The organism is Micromonospora sp. DT53 (assembly GCF_049841535.1).
Taxonomy (GTDB): Bacteria; Actinomycetota; Actinomycetes; order Mycobacteriales; family Micromonosporaceae; genus Micromonospora.
The window spans coordinates 706,873-726,268 of record NZ_JBNCKM010000001.1 but is presented as its reverse complement, the minus strand read 5'-3'; the positions used below and the strand labels follow the sequence as shown (position 1 = coordinate 726,268).

Annotated in this window: 18 protein-coding genes and 2 pseudogenes; 8 read left to right on the top strand and 12 right to left on the bottom strand. The window is 71.0% G+C overall.

Annotated features, from left to right (window positions below):
- Nucleotides 1-70: 70 nt before the first annotated feature.
- The 5 genes and pseudogenes from pulA to ACLQ3B_RS03505 form a co-directional block, all read right to left on the bottom strand.
- Nucleotides 71-5,617, bottom strand: coding sequence for a pullulanase-type alpha-1,6-glucosidase (pulA, locus tag ACLQ3B_RS03525; protein WP_425777260.1), 5,547 nt, complete (start codon nt 5,615-5,617; stop codon nt 71-73).
- Nucleotides 5,618-5,727: 110 nt separating this feature from the next.
- The gene (locus ACLQ3B_RS03520; protein WP_425777258.1) at nt 5,728-6,408 is read right to left on the bottom strand and encodes a cellulose binding domain-containing protein; all 681 of its coding nucleotides are present in this window, start codon (nt 6,406-6,408) and stop codon (nt 5,728-5,730) included.
- Between the two features lie 120 nt (nt 6,409-6,528).
- Nucleotides 6,529-7,209, bottom strand: a complete 681-nt coding sequence (locus tag ACLQ3B_RS03515) for a hypothetical protein (protein WP_425777256.1) — start codon at nt 7,207-7,209, stop codon at nt 6,529-6,531.
- Between the two features lie 97 nt (nt 7,210-7,306).
- Nucleotides 7,307-7,696 (bottom strand): hypothetical protein, encoded by a 390-nt coding sequence (locus tag ACLQ3B_RS03510; RefSeq protein ID WP_425777254.1) that lies wholly within the window; start codon nt 7,694-7,696, stop codon nt 7,307-7,309.
- A 562-nt stretch (nt 7,697-8,258) separates the two neighbouring features.
- Nucleotides 8,259-8,693: pseudogene (locus ACLQ3B_RS03505) on the bottom strand (hypothetical protein); the annotation flags it as partial.
- Nucleotides 8,694-8,712: 19 nt separating this feature from the next.
- Between ACLQ3B_RS03505 and ACLQ3B_RS03500 the strand changes: the two are divergent.
- The 3 genes from ACLQ3B_RS03500 to ACLQ3B_RS03490 all read left to right on the top strand — a co-directional run bounded on the left by ACLQ3B_RS03500 (nt 8,713) and on the right by ACLQ3B_RS03490 (nt 10,668).
- Complete coding sequence (locus ACLQ3B_RS03500) at nt 8,713-8,901, top strand: hypothetical protein (RefSeq protein WP_425778070.1); 189 nt, start codon at nt 8,713-8,715, stop codon at nt 8,899-8,901.
- 65 nt (nt 8,902-8,966) lie between these two features.
- A complete protein-coding gene (locus ACLQ3B_RS03495) occupies nt 8,967-9,218 on the top strand; it encodes a hypothetical protein (RefSeq protein WP_425777252.1) in 252 nt (83 codons plus the stop codon).
- A 787-nt stretch (nt 9,219-10,005) separates the two neighbouring features.
- The gene (locus ACLQ3B_RS03490; RefSeq protein WP_425777250.1) at nt 10,006-10,668 is read left to right on the top strand and encodes a C39 family peptidase; all 663 of its coding nucleotides are present in this window, start codon (nt 10,006-10,008) and stop codon (nt 10,666-10,668) included.
- A gap of 119 nt (nt 10,669-10,787) precedes the next feature.
- On the opposite strand, the gene ACLQ3B_RS03485 is transcribed toward ACLQ3B_RS03490, so the two are convergent.
- The gene (locus tag ACLQ3B_RS03485; protein WP_425777249.1) at nt 10,788-11,519 is read right to left on the bottom strand and encodes a DedA family protein; all 732 of its coding nucleotides are present in this window, start codon (nt 11,517-11,519) and stop codon (nt 10,788-10,790) included.
- A 212-nt stretch (nt 11,520-11,731) separates the two neighbouring features.
- On the opposite strand from ACLQ3B_RS03485, the gene ACLQ3B_RS03480 reads away from it, so the two are divergent.
- Complete coding sequence (locus ACLQ3B_RS03480; protein WP_425777247.1) at nt 11,732-14,584, top strand: aconitate hydratase; 2,853 nt, start codon at nt 11,732-11,734, stop codon at nt 14,582-14,584.
- A gap of 77 nt (nt 14,585-14,661) precedes the next feature.
- Here the strand turns inward: ACLQ3B_RS03480 and ACLQ3B_RS03475 are convergent, their stop codons facing one another.
- Complete coding sequence (locus ACLQ3B_RS03475; RefSeq protein ID WP_425777246.1) at nt 14,662-14,877, bottom strand: hypothetical protein; 216 nt, start codon at nt 14,875-14,877, stop codon at nt 14,662-14,664.
- 165 nt (nt 14,878-15,042) lie between these two features.
- On the opposite strand from ACLQ3B_RS03475, the gene ACLQ3B_RS03470 reads away from it, so the two are divergent.
- From ACLQ3B_RS03470 to ACLQ3B_RS03455, 4 genes and pseudogenes are all read left to right on the top strand, one after another.
- The gene (locus ACLQ3B_RS03470; protein ID WP_425777244.1) at nt 15,043-15,297 is read left to right on the top strand and encodes a type II toxin-antitoxin system Phd/YefM family antitoxin; all 255 of its coding nucleotides are present in this window, start codon (nt 15,043-15,045) and stop codon (nt 15,295-15,297) included.
- Nucleotides 15,294-15,668 (top strand): type II toxin-antitoxin system VapC family toxin, encoded by a 375-nt coding sequence (locus ACLQ3B_RS03465; RefSeq protein WP_425777242.1) that lies wholly within the window; start codon nt 15,294-15,296, stop codon nt 15,666-15,668. The genes ACLQ3B_RS03470 and ACLQ3B_RS03465 overlap by 4 nt, the downstream gene beginning before the upstream one ends.
- Before the next feature lie 98 nt (nt 15,669-15,766).
- Nucleotides 15,767-16,087 (top strand): annotated as a pseudogene (locus ACLQ3B_RS03460) (Scr1 family TA system antitoxin-like transcriptional regulator); the annotation flags it as partial.
- Nucleotides 16,078-16,266: a DUF397 domain-containing protein gene (locus ACLQ3B_RS03455; RefSeq protein ID WP_238688187.1), complete on the top strand. Its 189-nt coding sequence runs from the start codon at nt 16,078-16,080 to the stop codon at nt 16,264-16,266. The pseudogene ACLQ3B_RS03460 and the gene ACLQ3B_RS03455, both read left to right, overlap by 10 nt.
- 11 nt (nt 16,267-16,277) lie before the next feature.
- On the opposite strand, the gene ACLQ3B_RS03450 is transcribed toward ACLQ3B_RS03455, so the two are convergent.
- The 5 genes from ACLQ3B_RS03450 to ACLQ3B_RS03430 all read right to left on the bottom strand — a co-directional run bounded on the left by ACLQ3B_RS03450 (nt 16,278) and on the right by ACLQ3B_RS03430 (nt 19,388).
- The gene (locus ACLQ3B_RS03450; RefSeq protein ID WP_425777240.1) at nt 16,278-17,531 is read right to left on the bottom strand and encodes an RNA polymerase sigma factor; all 1,254 of its coding nucleotides are present in this window, start codon (nt 17,529-17,531) and stop codon (nt 16,278-16,280) included.
- A gap of 29 nt (nt 17,532-17,560) precedes the next feature.
- Nucleotides 17,561-17,896: a YciI family protein gene (locus ACLQ3B_RS03445; RefSeq protein ID WP_425777238.1), complete on the bottom strand. Its 336-nt coding sequence runs from the start codon at nt 17,894-17,896 to the stop codon at nt 17,561-17,563.
- An 85-nt stretch (nt 17,897-17,981) separates the two neighbouring features.
- A complete protein-coding gene (locus ACLQ3B_RS03440; RefSeq protein ID WP_196924375.1) occupies nt 17,982-18,593 on the bottom strand; it encodes a GTP-binding protein in 612 nt (203 codons plus the stop codon).
- Nucleotides 18,574-18,960 carry a DUF742 domain-containing protein gene (locus ACLQ3B_RS03435; protein WP_030337267.1) on the bottom strand — a complete coding sequence of 129 codons (387 nt, stop codon included), beginning with the start codon at nt 18,958-18,960 and terminating at the stop codon, nt 18,574-18,576. The genes ACLQ3B_RS03440 and ACLQ3B_RS03435 overlap by 20 nt, the downstream gene beginning before the upstream one ends.
- A 5-nt stretch (nt 18,961-18,965) precedes the next feature.
- Entirely contained in the window at nt 18,966-19,388 is a 423-nt protein-coding gene (locus ACLQ3B_RS03430) for a roadblock/LC7 domain-containing protein (RefSeq protein ID WP_425777236.1), read from the bottom strand.
- Nucleotides 19,389-19,396: the final 8 nt, after the last annotated feature.

Genomic DNA, 19,396 nt, shown 5'->3' with positions numbered 1-19,396 from the left:
GGGTGACGAGATAGCAGAGCACCAACGAGCCGGCCCCCTTCCGCGAGACGCGGAGGGGGGCCGGTCCATGTCACGTCTGGACGAAGACCGCCACGCTGCGCGCCGGTACGGTGAACGCGCCGGCCGCCCGGTCGAACGAGGCGGTACGCAGCACCGGGTCGGCCGAGTCGACAAGCACCGGGTGCAGTGTCACGTCCGCTCCGCGCAGTCCAGGCACCGTCTGGGTGGCCGCCGACGGGGTGCCGTTGAAGACCACGGTCAGCGACTTCCACGGCCCGCCCAGCCCCCGGGCGTCCAGGGTCATGGTCAGCACACCCGGCGTCTCCTGCGCACCGGACAGCGGGAACGCGACCCGCTGCTGCACCTGCGCGGCGGTGGCCAGCCCGAACACCGGTGACGACGCCCGGATGCGTAGCAACTCGGCGTACCGGGCGTCGGTGGTGTTGATCGCCGTGCAGTCGGGCACCAGCGCCGGGTCGGCAAGCAGCGGCTTCGCGTACGACCACTTGTCCTCGTTGTCGGGCGCGGGCGGCAGACCGGACCCGAATCCGTTGCCCCGTTCACAGTCCCAGCGGATCTGGTTGAACCAGTCACCGGAGTCGTACGAGTTGCGGTCCAGCGACTTCGACCGCAGCCGTTCGGTGCCGGCGGTGACGAACCCGGTGCCCTGGCCCAGCACCACAGTGCCCAGCGCCAGCACCTGCATCCGGGAGCGGTCGGCCGCCGTGGTGGCCTGCGGCAGTTTGTACGCCAACGCGTCGTACAGGATCTCGTTGTCGTGCGCGTCGACGTAGGTGACGGCCTCCCCCGGTGCGGCGGTGTAGCCGGCCGGGGAGCCGTTGTAGTCCACCTGCGCCCCGGTGACCTGCCGCCCGGCGGTGTCGGTGAACCGGTAGCCGCGCAGGTTGCCGGTGAGCCCGACCTTGATCAGGTCCTGGGCGTGCAGCAGCCGGGCCTTCTGCTCGGCCGGTGACCCGTTGATGTCGTCGCCGTTCGGGTCGGTGTAGAGCCCGGAGGCGAAACCCTGCACCCGTGGGTTGGCGTCGAACGGTCCGCCGCCGCGCACCGCGTCGCGCAGCCGGTCGTTGAAGGTGCCGATGCCGGTGCCGGCCATGTTGGCCTGGGTGGCCTGGACGAAACGGGCGTCGTTGGCGACCTCGCCGAAGTTCCAGCCCTCGCCGTAGAGCAGGATCGCCCGGCCGTCCACGCCGTCGCGGGCGACTGTCAACCGGTCCAGTGCCGCACGGACGGCCAGGACGTTCGCCTTCGGGTGGTGGCCCATCAGGTCGAAGCGGAAACCGTCCACCTTGTACTGCCGGGCCCAGGTGACAAGCGAGTCGACCACCAGCTTGCCCATCATGGCGTGCTCGGGAGCGGTGTTGGCGCAGCAGGTGGAGTCGGCCACCGCGCCGTCCCCCAGCAGCCGGTGGTAGTAGCCGGGCACGATCTGGTCGAGCACCGACTTCGGGTCGGCGCCGGCCGTCGCCGTGTGGTTGTAGACCACGTCCATGACCACCCGCAGCCCGGCGTCGTTCGCCCCGGCGACCATCCGCCGGAACTCGGTGGTCCGCGCCGCGCCGACCGGGTCGACGGCGTAGCCGCCCTCCGGCACGGTGTAGTGCAGCGGGTCGTACCCCCAGTTGTAGCCGTCGGTGTCGGCGACCGCCGCCACGCACGCCTGCTGCTCGGCCGAGTCCGGCGGAAGCGCCGCCAGGTCGCAGGTCGGCTGGCGCTGGTCGGCCCGCTTCTCGGGGATCGTCGCGAAGTCGAACGCCGGCAGCAGATGCAGGTGGGTGACCCCGGCGTCGCCGAGCGCACGCAGGTGGGTCATGCCGGCGGTTCCCGGGTCGGCGAACGCGAGGAACGTCCCCCGCCGCTCGGCCGGCACGGTGTCGTCGGCGATGGAGAAGTCCCGCACGGACAGCTCGGTGATCTGCGCCTTCGCGGGCGGCACCGGCGCCGGCTTGCGCAGCGTGCGCCATCCGGAAGGGGCCAGCGCCGCGTCGTTCAGGTCGACGAGCTGGCTGTGCGTGGAGTCCGCGGCGAGGGCCACCGAGTAGGGGTCGGTGACCGACGCGGTGACCACCTTCTGCGCCGCCGGCTGCCACGCCCGCACCTCGTACCTGTAGAACTTCCCGGTCCAGGTGTGGTCGCCGCGCACCGACCAGACGCCGGTGCGGTCGTCGCGGCGCATCGACACTGTCTTCGGGGCGGCGGTGGGCGAGTCGAACAGCTGCAGGCGCACGCTCCGGGCGGTCGGCGCCCACAGCGCGAGGCTCGGCGTCCGGCCCACGAACGTGGGCCCGAGGGTGGCGTCGGCCGCGCGGGAGTACACGTCGTCGAGCACGCCGGGGATCTGCACGCCGGTCGCGGCGAGCAGCGCACCCTCGGCGTCGCGCTCGGTGACCAGCAGCTGCCCCCGCAGCACCGCCGGGACCTTGGCCAGGTCCGCCCGATCCAGAGCGAAGCTACGGTACGACCACAGGTGTGGGAACCTGTCGCGTTGGGCCTCGGTCAGCCCGTTGCGCTGCGCCCGCAACGGAAACGTGGTGTACGTCCCGGTCAGCTCGCCGTCGACCACGCTGACCCCGCCGGCCGGCGCGGCGACCAGCGCGTACGTCTTGCCGTCGGTCGGGGGTGTCTGCCACGCCACGGTGGACCTGTCGATCCAGTGCGCCTTCTGCTTGCTGATGTCGGTGTCCCCGCTGGCGGTGGTGGCCGTCGACGGCAGCAGGCGGCCCGGTGTGGCGGCGAGCAGCCACACCTCCCGGCCGGCGCTGGCGACGTCGAGCCGCTGGTCGGCGGGCAGGTCCTTGGTGTCGCCCTGGTGGATGATGTAGTTCAGGCCGGTGGCGCCGGCCGCCAGCGGCACCCGGAACACCGCCCCGAACGCGTCGGTCCTTGTGGGCTTCAGCGGCGCGGACCACTCGGTCGGATTGGCCGCGCCGTCCCACACGTGCAGGCCCCAGCCGTCGTAGTTGCCGTCGGCCCGCCGGTAGTGCAGCACGGCGGTGCCCTCCTCGACAGGCGGATCCGGCTCGCCGGTGGCCGCCTGCCTGCTCGGGTAGATCGCCGGGTCGCCCTGCTTGAGCCAGATCTCGCCGGTCCGGGTGACGTCGATGCCGCGGTCCTGGGCGACGTCCTTCGTACCAGCCTTGTCGACAACCAGGAAGTTCACCGACGTCGCGCCCGGCTTGAGTTTCACCCAGGCGAACCGACCGTAGGAGTCCTCACCGGCGAACGGCTGGCCCTTCGGCCACTCGGTGACGTACGCCGGGTCGACGTCCCCCCAGGCGTACAAGCCCCAGTCGTCGTACCCCCCGGCGGGGCGCTGGTAGTGCACCACCGCCCACTCCCGGGAGCTGCCCTGCGCCGGGGTGCCCACGGTCGCGGTGGACCGGGCGGTGGCGGTGCGGCCCCGGCCGTCGCAGACCACCGCCTTGTACTCGACAGGGGTGCCCCCGGCCAGGCCGGTCAGGTCGTGCTGCACGGTGTACGGGGCGTGGTCGGCGCTGCCCAGCAGCGTCCACCGGCCGCCGGCCACCCGGGCCGCGACGGTGACGGTGGCCAGTGGGTCGCCGGCCACCCGGGCGGTGACCGCCGCCCGGGTGGCGACCGGCGCGTCCGGAACCGGGCTGGTGATGGTGATGGTCGGCTTGTCGGCCGCCGGCGCGATGGGGCTGTCGGCCCGGTACACGGCCGCCGACAACGGCGGCACGGTGAGGGTCAGTTCGCCGTCACCGCCGGCTTTTGCGCTCGAACGGGCCGGGGGCGCTCCGGCGCAGCATGCGCCGCCGGCCTGTTCGTCGCCTGAGCTGCCGAAGATGCCGGTGAAGGTGGCGCCGGCCGACCAGGTGTCCACGGTGACAGTCTGCGCGGTGTCGGCGTTGTTCACGGCCACCACGTACTCGGTGCGGTCGGTCGGGGCGATCCGGGAGGCGGCGAAGACGCCCGGCCCGTCGGCCGCGTACCGGGTGACCTGCACACCGTCGCGCAGCGCCGGGTGCGCCTGGCGCAGCCGGCCCAGGTCGGCGATGGTCCGGTACAGCGGGTGGGCCGTGTCGAACTGGTCGCTGGCGTGGGTGCGGTCGGTGCCGAGCAGGTCGTCGTCGAGGTAGTCGGGGACCTTCGACGCGAACATGTCCTGGCGGGCGTCCTTGTCCCCGCCCGGACCGGTGAAGCCCTGCTCGTCGCCGGAGTAGACCACCGGCTGGCCACGGGTCAGGAACATCAACTGGTGCGCGAGCTGGTCGCGACGCAGGTGGCTGGCCGGGTCGCTGCCACCACCGGCGATGAACGAACCGATCCGGCCCATGTCGTGGTTGCCGAGGAAGGTGGGCATCCGGCCCGCGTCGGTGTCCCGGGCCGCGTAGAGGTCGTCGCGGGCGTACACGTCCGCGAGAGCCTTCGCCGAGCCGGCGCCGGCGGTGAAGCCTCGTGCGGCCTCCTGGAAGGCGAAGTCGAGGGTGGCCGGCAGGCCACCCTGCCGGACGTAGCTGGAGCTGATCTCCGGGTCGGCGCTGTACACCTCGCCGAACATGAAGAAGTCCTTCTTGCCGGCCTTCTCGGCGGCCCGCTCGATGCCCTGGCTGAACTGCGGCCAGAAGTCCATGTTGACGTGCTTCACGGTGTCCAGCCGGAACCCGTCGACACCTGTCGCGCCGATCCAGTCCCCGTACGCCTTGGTGAGGCCCCGGACCACCTCGGGACGCTCGGTCCACAGGTCGTCGAGGCCGAAGAAGTCGCCGTACTCGCTGTTCTCGCCGGCGAAGGTGGAGTCACCCCGGTTGTGGTACATGGTGGCGTCGTTCAGCCAGGCCGGGACCTTGACGCTCGCGTCCCTCGGCTCGGCGAACGTCGGCGTGTACGGAAAGGACTCCTTGTCGACAGGTGGGAATGCGCGGCTGCCGTCGGCGTAGTTGCGGTCCTCGAACGCCCGGCCCTGCGCGTCGGTGTACGGCGAGGTCGCCTTGTCCACGTACGCGTACGTGTCTTCGGCGTACTTGATGACGTCGGCGGTGTGGTTGACGATCACGTCGAGGTAGATCTTGATGCCACGCTGGTGGGCGAGCCTGACCAGCCGCTTCATCTCGTCCATCGTGCCGAAGTGCGGGTCCACCTGGGTGAAGTCGGTGATCCAGTAGCCGTGGTAGCCGGCCGAGATGTCGTTGCCGGCACCCTGCACCGGTCGGTTCTTGAAGATCGGTGCGAGCCAGATGGCGGTGGTGCCCATCCCCTGGATGTAGTCCAGTTTGTCGATGACGCCGTTGAGGTCGCCGCCGTGGTAGAAGCCCTTGTCGGTCGGGTCGAGGCCGGTCCGCAGCCGGTCACCGGTGAGGTCGCCCCGGTCGTTGCGGGGGTCTCCGTTGGCGAACCGGTCCGGCAGGACGAAGTAGAACTGCTCGGCTCGGGCCGAGTTGCCCGCGGCCTTCGACAGCGCCTCGGCGGTGGGTTCGTCGCGCCACTGGGTCGTGCCGCCGATCGCGAGTGGAGCGCGGTCGGCCGGCCGGGGGCCCGCGGCGGCGGGGTGCGCGGCGACCGGAGCGCCGACGAGCGTGACGGTGAGCAGGGAGGCAAGGGCCAGCAGGGCGGTGCGCGGTATCGGCGTGGGTTTCATCGACGCCTTCCTCTGGTCGCTGATTGGCCGCACGCTAACCCTTGCCGAAACATTCTGCAATGCCTTGCAAACATGGTCGCAACAAAGCAGCATCCTTGCGGAAGCGCCGCTCAAAATCCCGTGCAGCGCACCCCGTCCACCGTGCAGTCCCGTGGTGCGCTGGACGCCCGCTCCATGTGGAACCGCAACGACACCGAGCCCCCGGGCGACACCTCAACCCCGCTGACGTACGTGAAACCGCCGTCGAACTGGCGGATCGTCCCCTGTGGAACGCCCTCCACCCAGGCGGTCACCAGCCGCCCACCGGAGAACTCCAACCGCACCGTCCAACCACGGCTCCGGGCCGACGCGTTGACCATGGCCACCTCGCCGATGAAACCCCCGTCGAAGCTCTGCACCACCCGGTACCGCCCGCTCATCGCCGGCTGACCCTGCGCCGCCCGGCTCGGCGACCGCGTCGCCGTCGGCCTCCCGGTCGCGCCGACCGTCGGCCCGACCGACGGTGAACCCGATCCGGTGGCGCTCGGCGGCAGCCCGCTCGCGCGCCCGGACAACCCCGGCAGCACCGGCACCGGAGACGGCACCGACGTGGGCACGCTCGGCGCCACCACCGCCGACGGCACCGGCAGCGCCGGCAGCCGCGCGCCGTCCGGCGCGGGGCTACGGCCCCGGTACGCGCCCAGCGCCACGAAGAGCAGGACCACCATCACGACGACACCGGCGCCCACCACGATCCAGGGCGACGATGCGATCGCGGCCGGACCGTGCGGCGGGCGCGGAGAACGGCGCATGCCGGACATGTACCTCCTTCAGCGGACCGTCCGCGCAGCGTAGCGATCGGCGGCCCGGGCCGGAAAGCCTTGACGGCGCAACACCCGCCGTACCACCGACACCACTGACCCGGCTCCAGCTCAGCCGATCCGGCAGTCGACCCCGTTGATCGTGCACTTCAGCGGTCGCTGCGCCGACTCACCCCGGCCGACGCGCAGCCGCAGCATCCGAGAGTCACCCGGTTCGAGCGAACGGGTGCCGCGCAACACGAACTCCCCGTGCCCGTGCCCCCGCAACGAGACGCCCCAGTCATCAATTACTCGCAGAGCCCACGTGTCGTCATCGAGAGTCAGCTCCACCTGCCAGTCCGCCGACCGACTCGACTCGTTCGCGATGGACAGCACCGCCGCGTCCCCGTCCCAGCCGTTCGTACCGACCTGGTACCGGGCGCTGACCGTGTCGTCCGCCGGGGCTGCCGGCGCCATCAGGGCGCTCGTCCGCCCCGGAGCCGGCGAGCCGGTCACAGTGGCCCGCGGCGACGGCGTCCGACTGCTGCGCGACGGTCGCGGCGACACCGAGCGCCGCTCCACAGCAGCCGGGGTCGGCCCACCGGTGGCCGACGCGGCCGCCGGCACGGTCGGCAGGAACGCCGGAGGCGCGGCCTGCGGCGCGGCATCCCGCTCCCTGGTCCGGAACGACAGCAGCGCGATCACCAGGAGCACCACCAGCGCGCACACACCGAGCAGCACCACGATCCACGGCATCGACGCCAACACCCGCGCCGCCCGCGAACCTGCCGCACCATCCGGCCGCACCGCCATCAGGTCTCCCCTCGTCCCCACCGACGCGACAGCGTAGCCAGCGCCGCACGGACCGGGAACCGGGCGGGTACGGATCGGGCCGACCGGCCCCGGCGGGTCAGCCCGTCCGGACGACTGTGCAGATCCGTGGACCGTCATCCGAGGTACGCAGCAGGTAGCGGTACCGCTCCCCCGGCACCGACTGCCCCCGACTGTCCAGGAACTCCCACTCCACCGCCACCATCGTCAACAACGCGGACACCGGCTGCACGTCCTCGATCCGGGCGTGGGCCGCGACCAACTCCCGGTTCTGGTAGTCAGGTGCGGCGCCCACGAAGGACAGCGCCACCGCCGCCGGCGTGGTGAACGAGAAGCTGTAGGTGTCGGCCACCACCAACCCCGGCAGGGCGTAACAGCCGGCGATGGCCGGCAGATCGCCGGAGGTCAACGCCACGCCGTACCGGTCGAAGAAGTCGGCCAACGTATCAAGATCCGTGGACGCGTTCACGGTCACAGCAATTGCCGGTCACCGCCCAGGTCAAACCTCAACGCGGCGGCACCCGCACCTCGATCTCCGAACCCAACCGGGCGTCGGCGGCCAGACCAAGGTCGTCCCCACTCCAGAACCGCCCCGGGTCGTACCAGTTCGGACGCCGGCCCGCTGGCAGCAACCCCATGGCCTCATAGGTCACCGCCACCACCTCCGCGCAGTACGCCGTCTCCAGCGCCCGGTCCCGCTCCCCCGCCGACCGGGCCGAGCTGACGGGGCCAGCCGCGTTGGCGCGGTCGGCCGGGTTGGCGCGGTCGGCCGGGTTGGCGCGGTCGGCCGGGTTGGCGCGGTCGGCCGGGTTGGCGCGGTCGGCCGGGTTGGCGCGGTCGGCCGGGGTGGCGCGGTCGGCCGGGTTGGCGCGGTCGGCCGGGTTGGCGCGGTCGGTGCGGTCGGCCGGGTTGGCGCGGTCGGTGCGGTCGGCCGGGTTGGCGCGGTCGGCCGGGGTCGGTCGAGGTGTCGGCTGGCCGAGGCGTGCCAGCGCCGACGATCGACCGAGGTGCGGCAGCGCGGGAATCCGGCCGGGGCGCGGCAGCGTCGGCACCCGACCACGCACCCAGCGCCATGCCAACTGCGCGGTCGACGGGAACGGCGTACCGTCCAGCCGCGCGATCGTCCGCAGCACCGCCTGCTCCATCTCCCCGTCGGCCGGCGGGTCGAGCTGTCGAAGCCAGGCCCGTTGGCCGTACCGGTTGGCCCAGACGCAGACCGCGTCCCGCAGGTCGTGCAGTTGGACGCCGCGCTGGTGGGTGCCGGACCACAGGTCCGGCAGCGACCTGCCCAACTCCGCGTGCCACATCAGCGGCGGCATGTCGTCCAGCACCACCGCCATTCCGACGTGGTTCACCGGGCTGTTGGTGGTGAACTGGATCGCCCGGTCCGGCACGCTGCGACCCCGGAACACCCACACGTCACCGGTGCGGGTCAACTCGACGGCCTCATCCAGGCTGATGCTCATGAGGGTCTAGCCTAGGCCGATGCGGCAACGAATGCGGTGGTGGAAGGTCCTCGGGCTGGCCGGGCTCGCCGGCGTAGCGGCCTCCGGCGTGGTCATCGCGCGGGCCGAACGGCGTCGGCGTGCGTACACCCCGGAGGAGATCCGGCAGCGGCTGCTGGAGCGGCACGCCCAGGCCGGCGACGCCGCGAAGCCCGACGACCCAACCTGACCGACCGTCCCCTGTAGATCTCGCTCGGGGCAGTCGGGCAGCTTGAAGATCGACGCGATGAGGGCGTGACGACGCCCGTCGCACAACGGCCCTTCGTCCTGTCCACCCCGGCCGCGCCGATCGAACGACACGGCAACGTCGACCTGCACCTGCCGACCCGACGCGTTCCTCCCCGCGGCGACCGCGCAGGGCTGGCCGATGCGGGTGATCGAGGTGCCGGCCGGTCAGCACTCCTTCGACATCCTCAACCCGGCCCGCAGCCCGAGGCAGCCGTACTTGCCCGCGACGCCGTCCTGGAGCTGCTCGACGCGACCTGACCGTTCCGGCCCCGCATGATCGCGCTCGATCCTTGTTGTAGTGGCCTCCTCATTCTGGCGAGGGGCCTCTTTCCTGGATCCAGCACGATCTTGGGGTGGGCCTGGTGCGTGTCCGGTCGGGCAAGCCAGGTCCGGTCCTGACCCGTGACGAACCGGGTCAGGTCGATGATGTGCTCACGTCCGGTCCTCGCGCTGCGGCCCGAACGCGTCGTCGCGGCTGAGCAGACCCCGGGCCGTGAGACGTTCTGCCACCGGGCCGGGTCGGGCGGGACACGCAAACGACCCAGACCGACATGATCGACTCGGGTTCATGAAGTCGGGGTATCCCCGGCACCCGGACACCGCGTTTTCAAGGAACCCGAGTGGATCACGCCACCTTGGGCGCCGTGTCCGATTGCCGGGTGCATGATGTGCCCGTTTTAACGTCGGATGTCGGGTGGTCGGGGCTACCCCGGCGGCGGAATCGGCGGCCGGGCCGGGTCGTTATACCTGGCAGGCCACCGCAGTCGTCGAAATGGCAGGCCACCGCGACCCGTCGAGTCGCCGGGCGCGGCAGCCGCCGGGAACACCCGCCACGCCGCCCCGGTTACATCCCCCGCACGGCCGAGCAGCACAACCGGCCGGCCCCGCAGGTAAGCGGAATGACCCGCCGCCGCAGGCCGTTGCACCCTGTCCCGACGCCGACCCCCTTCGCGGGTCGCCGGGCACCCCCTCGAACTTTCCCGCACCACCACCACACCCCCGAGGTGGTGCGGGCACACCCCCGAATGCAGAGGAGCACGCCATCATGCGTACCGATCTGATCCGTAAGACCGCCCTGACCGCCGCTGGGCTCGCCTTCACCGGCGGCGCGATCGCCGGCCCCGTCACCACCGCCTTCGCCGCACCGAGCACCGGCAAGCCGACCACGCAAACCCAGACCGACCGCAAGGGCCACGGCGAGCGCGAACTGGGTGTGCGCTACGAAGCCCAGCCGAACTTCTACTACTGCGGCCCCGCCGCCACCCGCAACGCCCTGTCCGTGCAGGGCAAGAACATCAACGTCGACGACATGGCCAAGGAAATGGGCACCACCGAAGCCGGCACCAACTCCATCAACGACATCACCCCCGTCCTGAACAAGGAAACCGGCAAGACCAACGCCTACCGGTCGGTTGAAATCAGCAACCCCGACGCCGACGCCAAGCAGACCGACACCCTGCGCGCCGACATCATCAAGACCGTCGACGACGGCCGCGCCGTCGTCGCGAACATCGCCGGGACCAGCACCGACACCGACGGCGTGAGCCACTCCTACGAAGGCGGGCACTACATCAGCGTCGTCGGCTACCACGACAACGGCAACACCGTCACCATCGCCGACTCCGCCGACCCCAACCAAGCCGCCTACCAGATCAGCGTCGAGCACCTCGCCGACTGGATCGCCACCCGCGGCTACGCCACCAGCTGACACCCACACCGCACGAAGCGAAGGGCCGGACCCCCACCAGGGTCCGGCCCTTCGGCATGCCTAGGTCGGCGCTCGCCCGCGCGGACCGGCTCAACGCGGATGGCGACCACCACAGCCGACTAACCGCCCGGGGCCACGTCGACCGACTGACCGCCGGAGGCCACCGCACCCGACTGACCGCCAGAAGCCGCCCCAGCAGCCTGGGAAGCCGGTTCGGCCGCAGCCAAGCCGGAGGCACCGTCGGGCGCCCCCATGCGGTGGGCACGTCGGCGCAGCCACCAGGTGCTGCCGAGCCCGGCGAGCACCGCGAGGACCAACCCGGCCCAGGAGATGTCCTTCAGCCAGTGTTCGGCCGCGCGGCCAACCGAGTAGAGCAGGTACGTCGTGCCGAAGGCCCAGACCAGCCCGCCGGCCGCGTTCGCCAGCAGGAAGCGGCGGTACGGCACGTGCAGGGCACCGGCGAGTGGCCCGGCCAGGATTCGCAGCAGTGCCACGAACCGACCGAAGAAGACCGCCCAGACGCCGTGCCGCGCGAAGCTCTGTTCGGCACGGGCGAGTTGCGCCGGGCCCAGGTGTTTGGGGAATCGTCTGCCCAGCCGGGCGAGCAGCGGTCGACCGCCGCGTCGGCCGACGGCGTATCCGACGGAGTCGCCGACGATGGCGCCGAACGCCGCCGCGCTGGCCACCCACTCCGGCTCCACCACGCCGGTGGCGGCGAGCAGTGCGGAGCTGACCAGGACGATCTCGCCGGGCAGTGGGACGCCCATGCTCTCCACGCCGATCACTCCGGCGACGATCAGGTAGATCACGCCCGGAGGCAGCGCCGAGAGCCAGTGCTGAACGTCTATCACTCGGCACCCCTTCCGATCGGCCCCGACCCTACCCCGCCGACCTGACGACGCGGGGCTGTCGTGGGCTGCCCGGCTCGTGACGCCGGGTTGCGCAGATAGCAAGACGGACGTACGGTTTTGTTGGAAGCGGAATCGGGCGGTAAGTGTCACCTAACCTCGGCGGCACCCCGGCCGGTGCGACAGACTGCTCAGGACTACTCACGGTCGCTGGTGTGAAGGAGTACGACGTGGCGAGCCTCGACACCTTCGGTGCGAAGACCCAGCTACGCGTCGGAGACGCGAGCTACGAGATTTTCAAGATCGACAAGGTGGACGGCCAGGCCCGGTTGCCGTACAGCCTGAAGATCCTGCTGGAGAACCTGCTGCGGACCGAGGACGGCGCGAACATCACCGCCGACCACATCCGCCAGCTCGGCGAGTGGGACTCCACCGCCGCCCCGAGCGTGGAGATCCAGTTCACCCCGGCGCGGGTCCTCATGCAGGACTTCACCGGCGTGCCCTGCGTGGTCGACCTGGCCACCATGCGCGAGGCCGTCCGTGACCTGGGCGGCGACGCCAGCAAGGTCAACCCCCTCGCCCCGGCCGAGCTGGTCATCGACCACTCGGTCATCGCCGACCTGTTCGGCCGCGAGGACGCGTTCGCCCGCAACGTCGAGCTGGAGTACGAGCGCAACAAGGAGCGCTACCAGTTCCTGCGCTGGGGTCAGACCGCGTTCAACGAGTTCAAGGTCGTCCCGCCGGGCACCGGCATCGTGCACCAGGTCAACATCGAGTACCTGGCCCGCACGATCATGGAACGTAACGGCCAGGCGTACCCGGACACGGTGGTCGGCACCGACTCGCACACCACGATGGTCAACGGCCTGGGTGTGCTGGGCTGGGGCGTCGGCGGCATCGAGGCCGAGGCCGCGATGCTCGGCCAGCCGGTAAGCATGCTGATCCCCCGGGTGGTGGGCTTCAAGCTTTCCGGCGAGATGCCGGCCGGCACCACCGCCACCGACCTGGTGCTGACCATCACCGAGATGCTGCGCAAGCACGGTGTGGTCGGCAAGTTCGTCGAGTTCTACGGCCCTGGCGTGAGCGCCGTGCCGCTGGCCAACCGGGCCACCATCGGCAACATGTCCCCGGAGTACGGCTCGACCGTGGCGATCTTCCCGATCGACGCGGAGACGATCCGCTACCTGGAGCTGACCGGCCGCGACGCCGCGCAGGTCGCGCTCGTCGAGGCGTACGCCAAGGAGCAGGGCCTCTGGCACGACCCGAACCACGAGCCGGAGTACTCGGAGCGCCTGGAGCTGGACCTCGGCACCATCGAGCCGTCGCTCGCCGGCCCGAAGCGCCCGCAGGACCGGGTGCCGCTGGGCGCCGCGAAGACGCTGTTCCGCTCCGCGTTGACCGACTACGTGGCCGACGACTCCGTCGGTGAGCGTGACCTCAAGCCGGGCGTGCCCCGCGAGGAGCTGCCGCGCGGCGCCAACGGCCCGGCCGACGAGGCCAGCGCCGAGTCGTTCCCGGCCAGCGACCCGCCGGCCAACGAGTTCAGCGACCCGGCCGACGAGCCACGTGACCTGGAGACCGCGGCGGTCGGCGCGGGTGGCCGGGCCAGCCACCCGATCCGGGTCACCGGCGCTGATGGCGTCGAGTACGAGCTGGACCACGGCGCCGTGGTGATCGCCGCGATCACGTCCTGCACCAACACGTCCAACCCGCAGGTGATGATCGGTGCCGCGCTGCTGGCCCGCAACGCCGTGGAGAAGGGCCTGACCCGCAAGCCGTGGGTGAAGACCACCCTGGCCCCGGGGTCGAAGGTCGTCATGGACTACTACGAGCGGGCCGGCCTCACGCCGTACCTGGACAAGCTCGGCTTCAACCTGGTCGGCTACGGCTGCACCACGTGCATCGGCAACTCGGGCCCGCTGCCCGAGGAGGTGTCCGCCGCGGTCAACGAGCACGACCTGTCGGTGGTCTCGGTGCTCTCGGGCAACCGGAACTTCGAGGGCCGGATCAACCCGGACGTCAAGATGAACTACCTGGCGTCGCCGCCGCTGGTGGTCGCCTACGCCCTGGCCGGCACGATGGACATCGACCTGGCCAACGAGCCGATCGGTGAGGACTCCGAGGGCAACCCGGTCTACCTGCGCGAGATCTGGCCGAACAGCGCCGAGATCCAGGACGTCATCGCCCAGGCGATCGGCGCCACCGGTTTCAGCGCCGCGTACGCCGATGTCTTCGCCGGCGACGAGCGGTGGCAGTCGCTGCCGACCCCGACCGGCGACACCTTCGCCTGGGAGAGCGACTCCACCTACGTGCGGAAGCCCCCGTACTTCGAGGGCATGCAGCAGGAGCCGAGCCCGGTCGTCGACATCTCCGCTGCCCGGGTGCTGGCCAAGCTGGGTGACTCGGTGACCACCGACCACATCTCGCCGGCCGGCGCGATCAAGGCGGACTCCCCGGCCGGCACGTACCTCGCCGAGCACGGCGTGCCGCGCCACGAGTTCAACTCGTACGGTTCCCGTCGGGGTAACCACGAGGTGATGATCCGGGGCACCTTCGCCAACATCCGGTTGCGCAACCAGCTGGTGCCGGGGGTGGAGGGCGGCTTCACCGTCAACCACCTCACCGGCGAGCAGACCTCGATCTACGACGCCTCGGTGGCCTACCAGGAGGCCGGCATCCCGCTGGTCGTGCTGGCCGGCAAGGAGTACGGCTCGGGCTCGTCGCGGGACTGGGCGGCCAAGGGCACGATGCTGCTGGGCGTCCGGGCGGTCATCGCCGAGTCGTACGAGCGGATCCACCGCTCCAACCTCATCGGGATGGGCGTGCTGCCGCTGCAGTTCCCGGTTGACGTCACCGCCGAGTCGCTCGGCCTGACCGGCACGGAGACGTTCACCATCACCGGGGTGACCGCCCTGAACGACGGTGAGACCCCGCGCACCGTGCAGGTCAGCACCGACACCGGCGTCGAGTTCGACGCCGTGGTGCGGATCGACACCCCCGGTGAGGCGGACTACTACCGGCACGGCGGCATCCTGCAGTACGTGCTGCGCCGCATGATCGCCAACTGATCGCGTACGGCTGATAGAGGGCCGCTCCCGCTTCGGCGGGGGCGGCCTTTGCCGTCAACACCGAGGAAGGCTTGCGGTCAGAGCGCCCGAAGTCGCTCGTCTATCGCCGCATCCACCTGCCGGACGTCGTAGCCGCGTAACCGCCGTCGCAGGGTGGTCGCCCGCAGCGCGTCTCGCGCGGCAGCCCGTGCCACAGCGCTGTCAGTAGCCAGAGCCCCATCGACCTCGGCGAAGAGACTTTCGACCTGACGCATGTCATAACCGCGCAGAGCAACCACGAACGGCAATTCCATGCGGCCACCATATCGGTCACCGGTCGTGCCGACGGGATTGGCGACGGGGTGCGACGTCACCAGGCTCCTTCCCGCCCTCGGCGGGAGGGAGCCTGTGTCGTTCCCGGGTCGCTCCCCCTGCCGGGCCGCGCCACGGGCTAACCTCTTAGCTAAGGAGGTGCCACGGTGGCCGGTGAAGCTGCGGCGCAGTTCAACATCCACGATGCGAAGACGAACCTGTCACGCATCATCGAACGGGTCGAGCACGGCGAGGAGATCGTGATCAGCCGGGCGGGTAACCCGGTCGCCAAGGTCATTCCTCTGCGTCGTACGACACGCACCGGTCGCGGATCTCTGCGCGGTGCGCTGGACCTCACCGGTGACTGGGATTCCGACGAGGTCAACGATGAGGTTGCTCGCGGCTTCGGGCTGTCCGGATGAGGCTCTTGCTCGACACGCATGTGGTGCTCTGGTGGCTGACCGATGACCCGGGCCTCGCCACTGACATCAAGGACCGCATCGACACCGAACCCGACGTGTACCTGAGCCCGGTCACGCTGTGGGAGATCGCGATCAAACAGTCGCTGGGCAAGTTACCCGGCCCGACCGACCTCGCCGAACGGGTCCGTGACGCCGAACTGCGGGAACTCACGATCCGCCACGATCACGCCATCGCGGCTGGTCGGCTGCCGGCGATCCACCGGGATCCTTTTGACCGGATGCTGGTCGCGCAGGCCCTGCACGAAGGGCTGACCCTGGTGACCCGGGACGACCGCATCCAGAAGTACGACGTACCGATCCTGGTGGCGTGACTCTCGTCCGCTCGCTGATGAGGTCGTCGAGCCGGTCGATAAGGGCCCGGCACCTGTCGGGGTGAGAGCTCAGCGCAGCCGCAGTGCGACCGCGCGGGCGCACCCTCGACGGAGACCGGGCCATGATGCGCGAGCAGTGCGAGCGGCTGGCTGAGCAGGCCGCGCTGCCGAACGTGTCGCTGTTCGTGGTGCCCGCCGACGGCGGCATGTACCCGGGCCTCGGTGGGCCGTTCACCGTGGCCGAGATGCCGGACGGGGCACGGGTCGCCCACGTCGACAGCCAGGCGCAAGCGCAGCTCATCGACAAGGCCGCCGACCTTGCTACGCTCGATCGACGGTGGGAACGCATTCGCGACGGTGCCCTGTCGCGTGCGCAGTCCCTCAGCCTCATCAGAGAAGCGGCAGCATCATGGACCTGACCGGCGCTCGGTGGCGCAAGAGCAGCAAGAGCGGCAACAACGGCGGCGATTGCGTCGAGGTGGCCGACAACCTCGCGGGCGTCATCGGCGTACGTGACTCGAAGGACCCGGCCGGTCCGGCGCTCGCCTTCGACCCGGCGGCCTGGACCCGTTTCCTGGTGTTGGCCAAGCGCGGCTGACCCCCACTGTCCTACCGGTCGAGTTCGTCGGCCCGGTCGAGTTCGTCGGCCCGGTCGAGCAGCGCACGGCGTTCGGCGGTCGAGCCGACCGCTGCCGCCGCCTCCCGGAACAGGCCGGCGGCGCGCAGGCGGTCTCCCTGCCGGGCCACCAGATCGGCCTCCACCGCCACGCTGAGCGGGTAGCCGTCCAGCCCGCCTCCGGCACGCGCCGCGTCGAGCAGGGCCAACCCGGCGGCCGGCCCGTAGGCGTAGCCGTGCGCCACCGCACAGTTGAGCGCGATCACCGGCGAGGGGCGCAGGTCGGCCAGCGCGTCGTAGGCCCGCGCGATCGTCGGCCAGTCGGTGTCGTCGGCGGAGGCTGCGGTGGCGTGGCAGGCGGCGATCCGGGCCTGCCAGGCGTACGGCCCGTCGTGGCGTACCCGATCGAGGGCGGCCAGGCCCTCGGCGATGGCGGCGCGGTCCCACCGGTCGCGGTCCTGTCGTTGCAGGGTGAGCAGGGTGCCGGCGGCGTCGCGGCGGGCGTCGGCACGGGAGTGTTGGAACAGCAACAGCGCCAGCAGCGCGGCGACCTCGGACTGCTCGGGCATCAGTCGGTCGAGCAGCCGGGCCAGCCGGACCGCCTCGTCGGCGAAGGCCGGCTCGCCGTCGGCGACGTAGCCCCGGGTGAACAGCAGGTACAGCACGGCGAGGACGCCGGGTAGCCGCTCGGTGAGCGCCGGCCCGCTGGGCACCCGGTACGGGATGCCGGCCTGCGCGATGCGGGTGCGCGTCCGGGTCAGGCGGCGGGTCATCGTCGACTCGCTGACCAGCAGGAGGCGGGCGATGTCGGCGGTCGGCACACCGCAGACCGTTCGCAACGTCAAGGCCACCCGGGCCTCGAACGCGAGCGCCGGGTGGCAGCAGGTGAAGATGAGCCGCAGACGGTCGTCCACCACGTCCTGCCCCACCTCCGGCTCGGGCGACGTGCCGTCCGGTGTGAGCAGCGCCAGGTCGTGCAGCTTGCGTCGCTCCACGGTGGCCCGGCGCAGCACGTCGATCGCCCGGTTGCGGGCCACCGTCATGAGCCAGCCGCCCGGGTTGGCCGGCACACCGTCGGCGGGCCAGCGCTCCAGGGCGACGGCCAACGACTCCTGGGCGCAGTCCTCGGCCAACGCCCAGTCCCCGGTCACCCGGATCAGGGTCGCGACGATCCGGGGGTACGCCTCGACGCCGGCGGCGGCGACGGCCTCCGCCGCCACCGCGCCGGCCGGTGCCTGGGTGCGCATCGGCCGGCGCTGCGAGATGGACAACCGCGTCAGTCGGACAGGTCCGCGAACGGGCGGAGTTCCAGTCGCCCCTGGCGGGCCATCGGGTGGGTGCGGGCCACCTCGATCGCCTCGTCCAGGTCGGCGCAGTCGAGCAGGTCGAAGCCCACGATCACCTCGGCGGTCTCCGCGAACGGCCCCTCGGAGACGAGCAGCTCACCGTCGCGAACACGCACGGTGGTGGCCGCGCTCGTCGAGCCCAGCACGTTGCCGGTCAGGCGGCGGCCCTGGGAGTCGTTCTCCGCCACCCACTTGTGGACGTCGGGCAGTTCGGTGGGGTCGGTGTCGGGCTCGGTGTCGCTGCACACGAACATCATGTACTTCATCTGGTCGCTCCCTGGTTTCTCGGGGTTTCGCCAGCATGACGATCGGCCGAGGGCGTTCCGGACACCCTCCCCCGAAAAACTTGTGTCAGTCTCCGCTGGCGGCGCGGCGGCGGGCCTCGCGGGTCTTCATGGCGTGCTCCATCAGCGTGACGAGCACCTCCTTGCTGGACTCGCGTTGCCGGGCGTCGCAGAGCAGCACCGGCACACCCGGGTCCAGGTTCAGCGCGGCCTGCACCTCGTCGAGCCGGTACTTCCGGGCGTCCTGGAAGCAGTTGACCGCCACCACGAAGGGCGTGCCCCGACCCTCGAAATAGTCGATCGAGGGGAAGCAGTCGGCGAGCCGGCGGGTGTCGGCCAGCACCACGGCGCCGATCGCACCCAACGCCAGCTCGTCCCAGACGAACCAGAACCGGTCCTGCCCCGGCGTACCGAACAGGTACAGCACCAGGTCGTCGCTGATGGTGATCCGGCCGAAGTCCATGGCCACCGTGGTGGTGGTCTTGCCCTCCACCCCGGACAGGTCGTCGATGCCGACCCCCGACTCCGTCAGCACCTCCTCGGTGCGCAACGGCCGGGTTTCGCTGACCGCGCCAACCATTGTCGTCTTGCCCACGCCGAAGCCGCCCGCAACCAGGATCTTGATCGCGGTGGGCAGTGGCGTCGCTCCCGCCGGCCGGTCAGAGTGCCCGTAGTCCATTGATTACCGCCTCGAAGATGCTGTTGTCGGGAAGACCGGCCGTGGTCTGCGGCTCGCGGACCTGCACCAGGCTGCGGGCTGCCAGATCACCGAGAAGCACCCGGATGGTGCCCACCGGCAGGTCGAGATGGGCGGCGATCTCGGCGACGGACTGTATGCGCTGACACAGCCCGACGATCGCCAAGTGCTCGGGACCGAGACCGACCTCGGGCGTGACCTCGGCTCGGGTGGCCGTGACCAGGGAGATCAGATCGAATGTGCCGGTGACCGGGCGGGCCCGACCGCGCGTCACCGCGTACGGACGCACCACCGGACCCGCATGGTCGTCCACCCACTGATGGTCTGCGGACTCCCCCTGGACCGTCATCGCCGCTACCTCTCGCCGACCTGCTGATCGGCGCCGCGTGACGGCGACGCGACGTACTTGCCGACCCGGGTGACAAGCATTGCCATCTCGTAGGCGATCAGGCCGACATCGGCGTCCTCGGTGGCCAGCACTGCCAGGCAGGCGTTGCGGCCGGCCGCTGTGACGAACAGGAACGACGACTGCATCTCGATGATGGTCTGCTGCACCTGGCCGCCACCGAAACGCTTGCCGGCGCCCCGGGCGAGGCTCTGGATGCCGGCCGCCATCGCTGCCAGGTGCTCGCCGTCGTCCCGGCTCAACCCCTGGGAGGAGGCCATCATGAGGCCGTCGGTGGAGAGCGCGACCGCGTGTTCGGCCTGCTTCACCCGGCCCACCAGGTCATCCAGCAACCACGTCAGGTCGGCGCTCGAAGCCGTCTTCTGGGTCACTTCGTCGT